The sequence below is a fragment of the Arthrobacter sp. 05T444 genome (assembly GCF_056395905.1).
The window spans coordinates 58,520-71,864 of the sequence record NZ_JBFTKK010000006.1 but is presented as its reverse complement, the minus strand read 5'-3'; the positions used below and the strand labels follow the sequence as shown (position 1 = coordinate 71,864).

Sequence of the window (13,345 nt, the reverse complement as noted above, 5' to 3'; positions counted from 1 at the left end):
ACCGCGGCCGCGAAACAGGAAGTTGAAAAGTGAGCGAATCAACGGTCATCAAGGTCACCGGCGAATCGGCCGGGGACAACTACGACGTCGTAGTCGGCCGCGGCCTGCTCGGCACCCTTCCGGAACTGCTCGGTGAGCGGGTACGGCGGGTCCTGGTCATCCACCCCCGGGCCCTGCGGCTCACGGGAGACACCGTCCGCGACGAGCTGGCGGCAGCGGGATTCACGGCCCTGACAGCTGAAATCCCCGATGCCGAGGAAGGCAAGCACATCCAGGTGGCCGCGTTCTGCTGGCAGGTGCTGGGACAGAACGACTTCACCCGCTCGGACGCCGTTGTATCGGTGGGCGGAGGGGCGGTTACCGACGTCGCAGGCTTCGTTGCCGCGACGTGGCTCCGGGGCGTCAAGGTCATCCACATGCCCACCAGCCTGCTGGGCATGGTTGACGCCTCCGTGGGCGGCAAGACCGGCATCAACACGGCCGAAGGAAAGAATCTTGTGGGTGCTTTCCACCCGCCGGCAGCCGTCCTTGCCGATCTGGACACCCTGAACACGCTGCCGAAGAACGAGATCATTTCCGGCATGGCGGAGGTCATCAAATGCGGCTTCATCGCTGATCCGGCCATCCTGGACCTCGTGGAGCAGCACCCCGAAGCCGTCACGGACCCACAGTCGGACACGCTGCGAGAACTCATTGAACGCGCCATCACCGTCAAGGCCCGTGTCGTGTCCGAGGACCTGAAGGAATCCGGGCTGCGCGAAATCCTGAACTACGGCCATACCCTGGGCCACGCCATCGAACTCGTGGAGCGGTATTCCTGGCGCCACGGCGCCGCGGTGTCGGTGGGCATGATGTTCGCCGCTGAGCTGTCCCGCAGCGTGGGAAGGCTGAGCGATGCCGACGCCGACCGGCACCGGACCATCCTCGAGTCCCTCGGGCTGCCCGTGACGTACCGCCGGGACCGCTGGCAGGGCCTGCTGGACGGCATGCGCCGCGACAAAAAGTCACGCGGCGACCTGCTCCGCTTCGTGGTGCTCGACGGCGTCGGAAAGCCCGGCATCCTCGACGTCCCGGATACGTCCCTGCTCTTTGCCGCCTACCAGGAGATTGCGTCCTGATGGGCGACATCAGCGGCGGAACCATTGAATGGCCGGACGGGGGCTTCCCTGGAATCAGGATCAACCCGGAATCCCTCATTCCGGAGATCACCAGCCCCGAGGCGTGCGCGGCAGCGCTTGAGGCGTCCACCGATCCCGCAGACCGTGTCTTCGTCCTGCTTGTGGAGGGCCATGCCGCCGACGCCGCCGAGCTGCTGGCCGAGGCGCGGTACAAGGACCCCGAATCGTTCCGGCTCCGGGCCTTCGAGGCTGAAGTATTACGCGTCTCGCACCGTCATGACCGGGCCGTTGAGCTGTTCAAACAGCTTCTGGCGGAAGTGCACGGAACGCCCAACGAGGCACTCGTGCACCAGTACCTCGGCAGGACCCACTTCGTCTCCGGCCATGTCGGGGCGGCCGTGGAGTCATTCGCCCGGGCACTGGACCTGCGGGTCGCGGAGTCGGCCGACGCGGCGCTCATCTATTCGTCGACTGTGGCGCTGCAGAGGGCGCGGGACGTCCTTGAACTGGCCTCCTGACGGACGCCCGAAGACCGGACCGAACGAGCCCGCCCGCAATTCCGCTAGAATGGTTCTTGGATTTTTGATAAATACACGCTGGCGGGCCGTTCGGCATGCCTGCTTGGCATAACCGGCTGGCAGCAAGAAGCAGTCACATAGAAACCAGAGGAAACCAGTGGCAACCACAAACGACATCAAGAACGGAACCGTCCTGAAGCTTGAGGGCCAGCTCTGGAACATCATCGAGTTCCAGCACGTCAAGCCGGGCAAGGGCGGGGCGTTCGTGCGCACCAAGATGCGGAACGTCATGTCCGGCAAGGTGGTCGACAAGACCTTCAACGCGGGCCTCAAGATCGAAACCGCCACGGTGGACCGCCGCGACTACCAGTACCTGTACCAGGACGGTGCGGACTTCGTCTTCATGGACACCCAGGACTACGACCAGATCACAGTCTCCGGCGCGACGGTGGGCGACGCCACCAACTTCATGCTGGAAAACCAGATGGTCAACATCGCCATCCACGAAGGCAACCCGCTCTACATCGAACTGCCGCCGAGCGTTGTCCTCGAAATCACCTACACCGAGCCGGGCCTGCAGGGCGACCGCTCCTCCGCCGGAACCAAGCCGGCCACCCTCGAAACCGGCTACGAGATCCAGGTGCCGCTGTTCGTCGAGAACAACACCAAGGTCAAGGTCGACACCCGTGACGGCAGCTACCTGGGCAGGGTCAGCGAGTAGTGAGCGCACGCGGTAAAGCCCGTAACAGGGCCCTTGATGTCCTCTTCGAGGCGGAACAGCGATCCGTCTCCGCCTTCGACGTGCTTCGCGCGCGGCGCGAGAGGACCGACCAGATCGTCAACCCCTACACGCTTGAAATCGTCGAAGGCGTGGTTTCGCTTCAGCCTGCCATCGATGAATTCCTCGAAACGTACTCGCAGGGCTGGACCCTGGAGCGCATGCCGTCCGTGGACCGCATCATCCTGCGGATCGGCACCTGGGAGCTGCTGTACAACGACGACGTCCCCGACGGCGTAGCCGTCAGCGAAGCGGTCGCACTGGCCAAAACGCTCTCAACGGACGAGTCGCCGTCGTTCATCAACGGCCTTCTCGGACGCCTCCAGCAGCTGAAGCCCTCGCTGCTGGCCTGACCCGACGCGCGGTCCGCAGACAGCAAGAGCCCCGGCCATTTGGCCGGGGCTTTTTTGCTCCCCGTCGCGGTGCGGTCTTATTGCCGGGCCGTTTTCTTACTGCCCGACGGCGGCGCGCAACGCGACCAGTTCGCGCAGCTGCTGCAGTTCGTCCTGCTGGTGGGCCAGGACATCCCTGCCGCTGAGGATCCGCTGGCGGGTGAAGGCGAGCCGTGTTGCGGCTTTAACGAAGTCCTTCATCTGGGGACCGCGGTTGTATGAGCCGGCCCAACGCACCGCCTGGCGCCTGCCTCCTGCGGTGGCCAGCATCCCCACTTCGGCCGGGGTGAACCAGCCTGCGGCGGAATACTCGAGCAGGCGCTGCCGGGTGAGGCGCGTCTCGGCGACCCGCAGCATCACGATGCACGCCACCGCCAGCAGGAAGATCGGGACCTGCACCAGCACATATTGGGCCAGGAAGTCCTGCCCCATGCTGTTCCAGCGGTTGTGCAGCACCATGGCCGGAATCAGGCCCACCACGAAGGCGGCTACGGAGACGCCAGGATGCCAGCGGCGGGCGGCGAAGCCCATGATCAGGCCGGTGGTGCCAGTAAAGATGGCGTGGGCGAAGGGCGACATGACGCCGCGAAGGAAGAAGATCTGGGCGAGGTCCGTCCCGGGCGTACTGGATTCGGCAATGGCCCGGCCGAAGTAGAGGATGTTCTCGGTGAAGGCGAAGCCCCCGGCGATGGTGAAGGCGAAAACCACGCCGTCCACGGGACCGTCGAAGTTCTTGCGTGCCAGCAGGAGCAGGAGCAGCAGGCCAAGGGATTTGGCGAATTCCTCCACAATCGGCGCCTGGACGGTGGTCATGAAGTCGCGGAAGGATGCTTCATCGGAGTACGGGGCCGCAAGCGCGAAGACCGGCTGGATCAGCAGTGTGACTGCGATGGACACGGCGGCGCCCCACGTAAACGCAAAAAGGAGCAGCCGCTTAGGTTCCGGTTCCCAGCGGTCGATGAGGTACACGGAAAACAGCACTGCGCCGAGCGGAATCAGTGAAGCGACGAACCCGGTCACGAAGCCGGTGACTCCCGTGTTGGCCAGCAGGAAAGGTACAACCAGGAAAAGGCTGACGAAGGCGAGGACCCCTCCGCCCAGGACCAGGGCGAGAACCCCTGACGACGGGCGGGCGGCGACGGTGGATGCCGCCTCCGGGATGACCTGGACCACTGACCCGCCGCTGTGCCCGGGCGCGGGCCTGTAGTTCTGCTGGTGCACGTGCCCCATCCAGCTGGGGTTGGTCTGCTCGTGGAACTGCCACTCCGGGTCGCCGGGGCGGGCACCTGAAGGTCCGGGAGCAGGCTGCTGCGGGTTCATCGACATAGTCATGAGCCTAAATGGCGGCGCCCGCCTCGCCAAAGGCCCCTGCGCCGGATGTGACCGAAGACGCCCTCTGCCCGGGCAATGCTGGAACGCCCCGTGTGGTAATTTTGGAAGGCAAATGTTCCTTTTTTAATTCCGTCCCGTGAGGCGGGGAAAGGGGAGACGAGCGTTGACTCCTGTCACACAGGCACCGGTACCGGCCAGGGTTGTACTCAACCAGGCGGACATTGACCGTGCACTCACTCGTATCGCCCATGAGATCCTCGAGGCCAACAAAGGTTCGCAGGACCTGGTGCTGCTGGGCATCCCGCGCCGCGGCTATCCGCTGGCAGTCCGGCTCGCCGAAAAGATCGCCGCCGCGGATCCGGCTGTGGACGCTTCCGCGATCGTCGGACAGCTCGACGTCACCATGTTCCGCGACGACCTCTCCCACCAGCCCACCAGGCCGCCGCACCATACGCAACTGCCGCGGACCGGCATCGACAACAAGGTCGTAGTCCTGATCGATGACGTTCTGTACTCGGGCCGCACCATCCGCGCCGCCCTGGACGCCCTGGTTGACCTGGGCCGGCCCCGCATTGTGCGCCTGGCCGTGCTGATCGACCGAGGGCACCGGGAGCTTCCCATCCGGGCTGACCACGTGGGAAAGAACCTGCCCACCTCCTCCGCCGAAAAAGTCCGGGTCCGCCTCGAGGAAACCGACGTCATTGACGGCCAGGCTGTCAATGAAGTGGTCATCGAGGCCGGCGCATGAAGCACCTGCTGTCCACCGAGGACCTGAGCCTCTCCAACGCCGTCCGCATCCTCGACACCGCCGAGGAGATGGCGGCCGTCGGCGACCGCGAGGTCAAGAAACTTCCTGCCCTGCGTGGCCGCACCGTGGTCAACCTCTTCTTCGAGGACTCCACGCGCACCCGCATTTCGTTTGAGGCAGCCGCCAAACGGCTTTCCGCGGACGTCATCAACTTCGCCGCCAAGGGATCGTCGGTGTCCAAGGGGGAGTCCCTCAAGGACACCGCCCAGACGCTGTCCGCGATGGGCGCTGACGCCGTCGTAATCCGCCACTGGGCCTCAGGCGCGCCGCACCGGCTCGCTGCAACCGACTGGATCGACGCTGCCGTCATCAACGCCGGTGACGGCACGCATGAACACCCCACGCAGGCGCTGCTGGACGCCTTCACCATGCGCCGGCACTGGGCAAAACTCGCCGGGCTGCCGTCCGCCGGCGCGGACCTCAAGGGCATGCGCGTGGCCATCGCAGGAGACGTCCTGCACTCCCGTGTCGCGCGCTCCAACGTCTGGCTGCTGCGCACGCTCGGCGCCGAGGTGACGCTCGTTGCCCCGCCCACCCTGCTGCCCATCGGCGTCGACAAGTGGCCGTGCAAGGTCAGCTACAACCTGGACGAAACGCTCGAAAAGGGCGTTGACGCCGTGATGATGCTCCGGGTCCAGGGCGAACGGATGAATGCGTCGTTCTTCCCCTCCACCCGCGAGTACTCGCGCCGCTGGGGCTTTGACGACAACCGGCTCCGCGCGCTGGACAGCCTGGGCCTCAAAGACACCATCATCATGCACCCCGGTCCCATGAACCGCGGGCTGGAAATTTCCGCCGCCGCCGCCGACTCGCCACGTTCCACCGTCCTCGCCCAGGTCCGGAACGGCGTGTCCATCCGCATGGCCGCCCTGTATCTGCTGCTCTCCGGGGACACCCGCGAACCAGCCGCCACCCTGAAAGAGAGCAAGTAATGGCTGAACAATCTGCCGACAACGGCGCCAACAGCAACGCCACCGCCGGAAGCAGCGAAACCTACCTCATCCGCGGAGCGGCCATCCTCGGAGCCGGAGCCGAGGACCTGCTCATCCGCGACGGCGTCATCACCGCGCGCGGCACGGACCTGTCGGAGACAGACACTGCCGACGGCGCCACCGTCATCGATGCCGACGGCCTCATCGCGCTGCCGGGCATGGTCGACGTCCACACTCACCTCCGCGAACCCGGCCGCGAAGACGCCGAAACCGTCGAGACCGGAACCCGGGCGGCGGCACTGGGCGGTTTCACCGCCGTACATGCCATGGCCAACAGCACCCCCGTTGCCGACACGGCCGGAGTGGTGGAGCAGGTCCACAGCCTGGGCCGCGCCGCCGGCTGGGTGGACGTCCGTCCGGTCGGCGCCGTCACAGTTGGCCTTGCCGGGGAGCAGCTGGCCGAACTCGGCGCCATGGCGGACTCCCGCGCCCAGGTCCGCATGTTCTCCGACGACGGCATCTGCGTCCATGATCCCGTCCTGATGCGCCGCGCCCTGGAATACGTCAAGGCGTTCGACGGCGTGGTGGCCCAGCACGCGCAGGAACCCCGCCTCACCGCCGGCGCCCAGATGAACGAAGGCGAAGTCTCCGCCGTCCTCGGGCTGACGGGCTGGCCGGCGGTCGCCGAGGAAAGCATCATCGCCCGAGACGTCCTGCTCGCCCAGCACGTGGGCTCCCGCCTCCACGTCTGCCACGTGTCCACCGCTGGGTCCGTGGAGATCATCCGCTGGGCCAAGGGCCGGGGCATCAACGTCACCGCCGAAGTGACCCCGCACCACCTCCTGCTCACCGACGAGCTGGTCCGCAGCTACGACCCCGTGTACAAGGTCAACCCGCCGCTGCGGACCGACGCCGACGTCCAGGCCCTGCGCGCCGCCCTCGCCGACGGGACCATCGACGTGGTGGGCACCGACCATGCTCCGCACCCGAGCGAACACAAGGAATGCGAGTGGGCGCAGGCGGCAATGGGCATGACCGGGCTGGAGACCGCCCTGTCCGTCGTCCAGCACGCCATGATCGAGACCGGCCTCATGACCTGGGCTGATTTCGCCAGGGCGACCTCCATTGCGCCGGCCGGGATCGGCCGCCTGGCGGACCAGGGCCGCCCCCTGGAGGAAGGCGAGCCCGCCAACATCATCCTGGTGGACCCGGCCGCGCGCTGGACCGTGGACCCGTCCGCCATGGCCACCATGGGACGCAACTCGCCGTTCCGCGGCATGGAGCTCCCGGGCAAGGTCGTGGCCACGTTCTTCAAGGGCCACCCCACCGTCCTGGACGGCAAGCTCAACACCCCCTACCGCTACCCGGCCGACGCCGCCACAGCGCCGGTGGGCGCGTACTGATGGACAATAAGACCCTGACGCTGGTCACCACGCTGCCGCTCATCGCCCTTGTGCTGGTCCTGATCGGCATCGGGTGGCGGAACCGTTTGCGGCGCCAGTCCGACGTCGAACAGCTGCCCCCCGTTCCGGCCGACCTGAGCATGCCGCTTGCAGCCGCGGACGGCCAGTACGTCGCGTCCACCACGGCCGGCGACTGGCTGGACCGGATCGCCGTGCACGGACTCGGCATCCGCACGAACGCGGAACTCACCGTCCACCCGGAGGGTGTGCTCTTTGAGCGGTCCGGAGCCGGGCCGCTGTTCATCCCCGCGGCCAGTCTGTCAGGCGTCCGCCAGGACAGCGGCATGGCCGGCAAGTTCGTCGAGAAAGACGGGCTGCTGGTGCTGAGCTGGACGCTCGGACAGCACGAACTGGACACCGGCTTCCGCACCCGGAGGGCCGCGGACAAACCGGCCCTCCTCCAAACACTTCAGGAATTGATCTCCGCAGGCCCTCAGGCAGATGCCCATAGTGGAAAGTAATACAGTGACGGACACCAACAAAGTGACAGCAAACGCAGGTACTGCGCCTCAAGCAGCAAGTTCCACCCCGGCTGCCCTGGTCCTCGAAGACGGCCGCATCTTCCGCGGCACGAGCTACGGCGCCCAGGGCACCGCCCTCGGCGAGGCGGTGTTTGCCACCGGCATGACCGGCTACCAGGAGACCATCACGGACCCGTCCTACGCCCGGCAGCTGGTGGTGCAGACGGCGCCGCACATCGGCAACACCGGTGTGAACAGCGAAGACGCCGAGTCGCGCCGGATCTGGGTGGCCGGCTACATCGTCCGCGACGCCGCGCGACGCCCGTCCAACTGGCGCTCTGAGCGCAGCCTGGACGATGAACTCGTGGAGCAGGGCATCGTCGGCATCCAGGGTGTGGACACCCGCGCCATCACCCGCCACCTGCGCGAACACAAGACCATGCGCGCCGGCATCTTCTCTGGCGGCGCAGCGCAGGCCACCGACAAGGAACTGGTGGACGCCGTGCTCGCCAGCGCGCCGATGGAAGGCGCCCGGCTGGCCGAAGAGGTCAGCATCGACGAAGCCTACGTCGTCGAGCCCAAGGAACACGGCTGGGACGGCGACCCCCGGTTCAGCATCGCGGCGATCGACCTCGGCATCAAAGCCATGACGCCGATCCGCTTCGCCGAGCGCGGCGTCCGCGTCCATGTCCTGCCCGCCACCGCCACCATGGAGGACGTCAAAGCCGTCAACCCGGACGGCTTCTTCATGTCCAACGGCCCGGGCGACCCCGCGACGGCAGACAACCAGGTGAAGCTGCTCCGCTCGGTGCTGGACGAGAAGCTGCCCTACTTCGGCATCTGCTTCGGCAACCAGATCCTGGGGCGGGCCCTTGGCTTCGGCACGTACAAACTCCGCTACGGCCACCGCGGCATCAACCAGCCGGTCATGGACCGCCGCACCGGAAAAGTGGAAATCACCTCGCAGAACCACGGCTTCGCCGTCGACGCGCCGCTCGACGGTCCCACCGCGGCGCCCGAAGAGCGCTACGGCCGGGTCGAGGTCAGCCACATCAGCCTGAACGACGACGTCGTGGAAGGGCTCGCGTGCCTCGACATCCCGGCATTCTCGGTCCAGTACCACCCGGAGGCAGCAGCCGGCCCGCACGACGCCGCCTACCTGTTCGACCGCTTCATTGACCTGATGGAAGGCACACGGGACGGCAAGACCGCCGGACTCTCCGGTGAACCCGTGGACGCCGCGCACCCCGCCCAGGGACAGCACAACCCGATCGACAACAACACTGAGGACAAGAAGTAATGCCTAAGAGAACTGACCTTAAGAGCGTCCTGGTCATCGGTTCCGGCCCGATCGTCATCGGCCAGGCCGCCGAATTCGACTACTCCGGCACCCAGGCCCTTCGCGTCCTCAAGGAGGAGGGCCTGCGCGTCATCCTCGTCAACTCCAACCCGGCCACCATCATGACGGACCCCGAGTTCGCCGACGCCACGTACATTGAGCCGATCACCCCCGAGGTGGTCGAGAAGATCATCGCCAAGGAGCGGCCCGACGCCGTGCTGCCCACACTGGGCGGCCAGACGGCCCTCAACACGGCCATTGCGCTCGACAAGAACGGCGTTCTCGAGAAGTACAACGTGGAACTGATCGGTGCGAACATCGCGGCGATCGAACTCGGCGAGGACCGCGAGAAGTTCAAGGGCGTGGTGGAGCGCTGCGGCGCCGAGTCCGCCCGCAGCCACATCATCCACTCCATGGACGAGGCACTGAAGGCAGCCGAAGACCTGGGCTACCCGATGGTGGTCCGCCCGTCCTTCACCATGGGCGGCTTGGGATCCGGCCTCGCCTACAACGAAGACGACCTGCGCCGGATCGTCGGCCAGGGCCTGCAGTACAGCCCCACCAGCGAGGTGCTGCTCGAGGAGAGCATCCTCGGCTGGAAGGAATACGAACTCGAAATGATGCGGGACAAGAACGACAACGTGGTTGTCGTCTGCTCCATCGAGAACTTCGATCCCGTAGGCGTCCACACCGGCGACTCCATCACCGTGGCCCCCGCACTGACCCTCACGGACCGTGAATACCAGCGGCTGCGCGACATCTCCATCGCCGTCATCCGCGAAGTGGGCGTAGACACTGGCGGCTGCAACATCCAGTTCGCCATCGAACCGGACACCGGCCGCGTGGTGGTCATCGAGATGAACCCGCGCGTGTCCCGCTCCTCGGCCCTGGCCTCCAAGGCCACCGGCTTCGCCATCGCCAAGATCGCCACCAAGCTGTCCCTCGGCTACACGCTGGATGAGATCCCCAACGACATCACGCAGAAGACGCCCGCGTCCTTCGAACCCACCCTGGACTACGTGGTGGTCAAGGTTCCGCGGTTCGCCTTCGAGAAGTTCCCGGCCGCCGACAACACGCTGACCACCACCATGAAATCCGTGGGCGAGGCCATGGCCATGGGCCGCAACTTCACCGAGGCCCTCCAGAAGGCGCTGCGGTCGCTGGAGCAGAAGGGCTCGCAGCTTGACTTCAGCTCCGTCCCGGAATGGGAAATCCCGGAGCTCATCGAAAAGGCCAAGCGCCCCACCACGGACCGCCTGCACCAGGTCCAGCGCGCCATGCTCGGCGGGGCCAGCGTCGAGGAACTCTACGAGGCCACCAAGATCGATCCCTGGTTCCTGGACCAGCTCCAGCTGCTGAACGAGATCTCCCGCGAGATCCGCCAGTCCGGTGCCCTGACCGTGGAGATGCTCCAGCGGGCCAAGCGCCACGGCTTCTCGGACGAGCAGATCGGCGCCCTCACGCACAACTCCGAAGCCGTGGTCCGCGGAGTCCGCCAGGCCCTGGGCATCCGCCCGGTCTACAAGACCGTGGACACCTGCGCCGCCGAGTTCGCCGCCTACACCCCGTACCACTACTCGTCCTACGACGAGGAGGACGAGGTTGCGCTGCACGCCAAGCCGTCCATCCTGATCCTCGGCTCCGGCCCCAACCGCATCGGCCAGGGCATCGAGTTCGACTACTCCTGCGTCCACGCCTCGATGGCGCTGCGCAAAGCCGGCTACGAGACCGTCATGGTCAACTGCAACCCGGAAACCGTCTCCACCGACTACGACGTCTCCACCCGCCTGTACTTCGAGCCGCTGACCCTGGAAGACGTCCTTGAGGTCATCGCCGCAGAGGAGCGCACCGGCGGCGTGATGGGCGTGTTCGTGCAGCTCGGCGGACAGACCCCGCTGAAGCTGGCCCAGCAGCTGGCGGACGCGGGCGTGCCCATCCTTGGCACTTCGCCGGAAGCGATCGACCTTGCCGAGCACCGCGGCGCCTTCGCCCGGGTACTGGACGAAGCCGGGCTCATTTCCCCGAAGAACGGCACGGCCGTGTCCTTCGAGGACGCCAAGAAGATCGCAGACGAAATCGGCTACCCCGTGCTGGTCCGTCCGTCGTACGTCCTGGGCGGCCGCGGCATGGAGATCGTTTATGACGAGCCCAACCTGTCCCGGTACATCGCCAACGCCACGGAGATCACCCCGGACCACCCGGTGCTGATCGACAGGTTCCTGGAAGACGCCGTTGAAATCGACGTCGACGCCTTGTTCGACGGCAAGGACATGTACCTTGGCGGCATCATGGAGCATATCGAGGAGGCCGGCATCCACTCCGGCGACTCAGCCTGCGTCCTGCCGCCGATTACCCTCGGCAACAACGTGCTGGAACGCGTCCGCACGGCCACCCGCGCCATCGCTGAAGGCGTCGGCGTCCGCGGCCTCATCAACATCCAGTTCGCGCTGGCGTCGGACGTCCTGTACGTGCTGGAAGCCAACCCGCGCGCCTCGCGGACCGTGCCGTTCGTGTCCAAGGCCACCGGCGTGCAGATGGCCAAGGCCGCAGCCCTCATCGGCACCGGCGTCACCATTAACCAGCTCCGCAGTGCCTACAAGATGCTGCCGGAAACCGGTGACGGCTCCACCCTGCCGCTGGACGCGCCCGTCTCGGTCAAGGAGGCAGTCCTGCCGTTCAGCCGCTTCCGCACCCCCGAAGGCAAGGTCGTGGACTCCCTGCTCGGCCCGGAAATGCGCTCCACTGGCGAAGTCATGGGCATCGACAAGCACTTCGACACCGCCTTCGCCAAAAGCCAGGCAGCCGCGAACAACGCGTTGCCCACGGAAGGCAAGATCTTCGTCTCCGTGGCCAACCGGGACAAGCGTTCGGTGATAATGGGCGTCAAGCGCCTGTCCGACCTCGGCTTCGAGATCGTCTCCACCGGCGGAACGGCCGACGTGCTGCGCCGCAACGGCATCCAGGCCACCCCGGTGCGCAAGGTTGCCGAGGGCAGCAGCGCCGAGGGCGAAGGCACCATCGCCGACCTCGTCATCGCCGGCGAAATCGACATGGTGTTCAACACCCCGTCCGGCGGCGAAGCCCGCAGCGACGGCTACGAACTCCGTGCCGCGGCCACGTCCATCGGCATCCCGTGCATCACCACGGTGGCCGAATTCAACGCGGCCGTCCAGGCCATCGAGGCGCTGCGCACCTACGAATGGTCCGTAACCAGCCTGCAGGAGCACGCCGCCGCCCTGGTGGCTTCACAGAACGCGGCAGCGCAGAATGCCTGAGCCAGAGGCAGCAGCCACGCCCGGCCGGGAGTCCTTCGGCTCCCGGCTGGGCCAGGCCATGGCCGACCGCGGGCCCCTGTGCGTCGGCATCGATCCGCACCCGGCGCTGTTGCAGGCCTGGGGACTGAACGACGACGCCGCGGGCCTGGAGCGCTTTTCACTGACAGTCCTGGAGGCCGTGGGTTCCCTCGCTGCCGCGGTGAAGCCGCAGGTGGCGCTCTACGAGCGACACGGCTCCGCCGGGATGGCCGCCCTGGAGCGGACGCTGGAGGCAGCGGCGGGGGCCGACGTGCTGAGCATCGCTGATGCCAAGCGCGGCGATATCGGCTCCACCATGGCCGCATACGCCGACGCCTGGCTTCGGGACGGCTCGTCCCTCGCCGCGGACTCCGTGACGTTGAGTCCGTACCTCGGGTTCGAGTCACTCCGCCCCGCCCTGGACCTCGCGGCGGAGTACGGCCGCGGCGTGTTTGTCCTGGCCCTGACCTCCAACCCGGAGGGGGCCTCGGTCCAGCACGTGGGCGGCAGCGACTCCGTCGCCCGCAGGATCGTGCAGGCAGCCGCCGCCGAAAATACGCGGTATGGGGCAACGCTTGGTTCCGTCGGCCTCGTAGTGGGCGCCACGGTGGGATCGGCCCTCACGGACCTCGGTCTTGACCTCGGAGCAGTCCGTGGACCCATTCTGGCCCCGGGCCTGGGTGCCCAGGGTGCCACGCCTGCAGATCTCCGGAAGACCTTCGGCACCGCCTATCCGCAGGTGTTGGGGACGTCCAGCCGGGACATCCTCAAGGCGGGTCCCGGTGTCCGGGATCTGGCTGATGCTGCCGCCCGCACGCTGGACGGTCTCCGCGCCGCATAGTCCATTGATTTCTGCAGCCGCCGAGGAGTAGGTTCAAGGACAAGTCCAACGGCCTCGGCCGTGGATCCAT

The 13,345-nt window shown here is 66.6% G+C and carries 12 protein-coding genes; 11 read left to right on the top strand and 1 reads right to left on the bottom strand.

Going from position 1 to position 13,345, the window contains the following annotated elements:
• Nucleotides 1-29: 29 nt before the first annotated feature.
• The 4 genes from aroB to nusB all read left to right on the top strand — a co-directional run bounded on the left by aroB (nucleotide 30) and on the right by nusB (nucleotide 2,767).
• Nucleotides 30-1,118 (top strand): 3-dehydroquinate synthase, encoded by a 1,089-nt coding sequence (aroB, locus tag AC1DD3_RS07765; protein WP_476875510.1) that lies wholly within the window; start codon nucleotides 30-32, stop codon nucleotides 1,116-1,118.
• The gene (locus AC1DD3_RS07760) at nucleotides 1,118-1,636 is read left to right on the top strand and encodes a tetratricopeptide repeat protein (RefSeq protein WP_230118000.1); all 519 of its coding nucleotides are present in this window, start codon (nucleotides 1,118-1,120) and stop codon (nucleotides 1,634-1,636) included. The genes aroB and AC1DD3_RS07760 overlap by 1 nt, the downstream gene beginning before the upstream one ends.
• A 157-nt stretch (nucleotides 1,637-1,793) precedes the next feature.
• Nucleotides 1,794-2,357: an elongation factor P gene (efp, locus tag AC1DD3_RS07755; protein ID WP_230117999.1), complete on the top strand. Its 564-nt coding sequence runs from the start codon at nucleotides 1,794-1,796 to the stop codon at nucleotides 2,355-2,357.
• Complete coding sequence (gene nusB / locus AC1DD3_RS07750; protein ID WP_056635239.1) at nucleotides 2,357-2,767, top strand: transcription antitermination factor NusB; 411 nt, start codon at nucleotides 2,357-2,359, stop codon at nucleotides 2,765-2,767. The genes efp and nusB overlap by 1 nt, the downstream gene beginning before the upstream one ends.
• A 96-nt stretch (nucleotides 2,768-2,863) precedes the next feature.
• Here the strand turns inward: nusB and AC1DD3_RS07745 are convergent, their stop codons facing one another.
• Nucleotides 2,864-4,132, bottom strand: a complete 1,269-nt coding sequence (locus tag AC1DD3_RS07745; protein WP_230117998.1) for a PrsW family intramembrane metalloprotease — start codon at nucleotides 4,130-4,132, stop codon at nucleotides 2,864-2,866.
• A 169-nt stretch (nucleotides 4,133-4,301) separates the two neighbouring features.
• Here AC1DD3_RS07745 and pyrR point away from each other — a divergent pair, with 169 nt between their 5' ends.
• From pyrR to pyrF, 7 genes are read left to right on the top strand one after another with little or no spacing between them, the layout of a single operon-like run.
• On the top strand, nucleotides 4,302-4,886 hold the full coding sequence (gene pyrR / locus AC1DD3_RS07740) for a bifunctional pyr operon transcriptional regulator/uracil phosphoribosyltransferase PyrR (RefSeq protein ID WP_230117997.1): 585 nt from the start codon (nucleotides 4,302-4,304) through the stop codon (nucleotides 4,884-4,886).
• Nucleotides 4,883-5,878, top strand: coding sequence for an aspartate carbamoyltransferase catalytic subunit (locus AC1DD3_RS07735; RefSeq protein WP_476875509.1), 996 nt, complete (start codon nucleotides 4,883-4,885; stop codon nucleotides 5,876-5,878). The genes pyrR and AC1DD3_RS07735 overlap by 4 nt, the downstream gene beginning before the upstream one ends.
• Entirely contained in the window at nucleotides 5,878-7,281 is a 1,404-nt protein-coding gene (locus tag AC1DD3_RS07730; protein WP_230119687.1) for a dihydroorotase, read from the top strand. Before AC1DD3_RS07735 ends, AC1DD3_RS07730 begins: the two co-directional genes overlap by 1 nt.
• A complete protein-coding gene (locus tag AC1DD3_RS07725; protein WP_230119686.1) occupies nucleotides 7,281-7,802 on the top strand; it encodes a PH-like domain-containing protein in 522 nt (173 codons plus the stop codon). Before AC1DD3_RS07730 ends, AC1DD3_RS07725 begins: the two co-directional genes overlap by 1 nt.
• Nucleotides 7,783-9,102, top strand: a complete 1,320-nt coding sequence (gene carA / locus AC1DD3_RS07720; protein WP_476881362.1) for a glutamine-hydrolyzing carbamoyl-phosphate synthase small subunit — start codon at nucleotides 7,783-7,785, stop codon at nucleotides 9,100-9,102. The genes AC1DD3_RS07725 and carA overlap by 20 nt, the downstream gene beginning before the upstream one ends.
• Entirely contained in the window at nucleotides 9,102-12,416 is a 3,315-nt protein-coding gene (gene carB, locus AC1DD3_RS07715; protein ID WP_230119684.1) for a carbamoyl-phosphate synthase large subunit, read from the top strand. Before carA ends, carB begins: the two co-directional genes overlap by 1 nt.
• Nucleotides 12,409-13,275, top strand: coding sequence for an orotidine-5'-phosphate decarboxylase (pyrF, locus tag AC1DD3_RS07710; protein WP_230119683.1), 867 nt, complete (start codon nucleotides 12,409-12,411; stop codon nucleotides 13,273-13,275). The genes carB and pyrF overlap by 8 nt, the downstream gene beginning before the upstream one ends.
• Nucleotides 13,276-13,345: the final 70 nt, after the last annotated feature.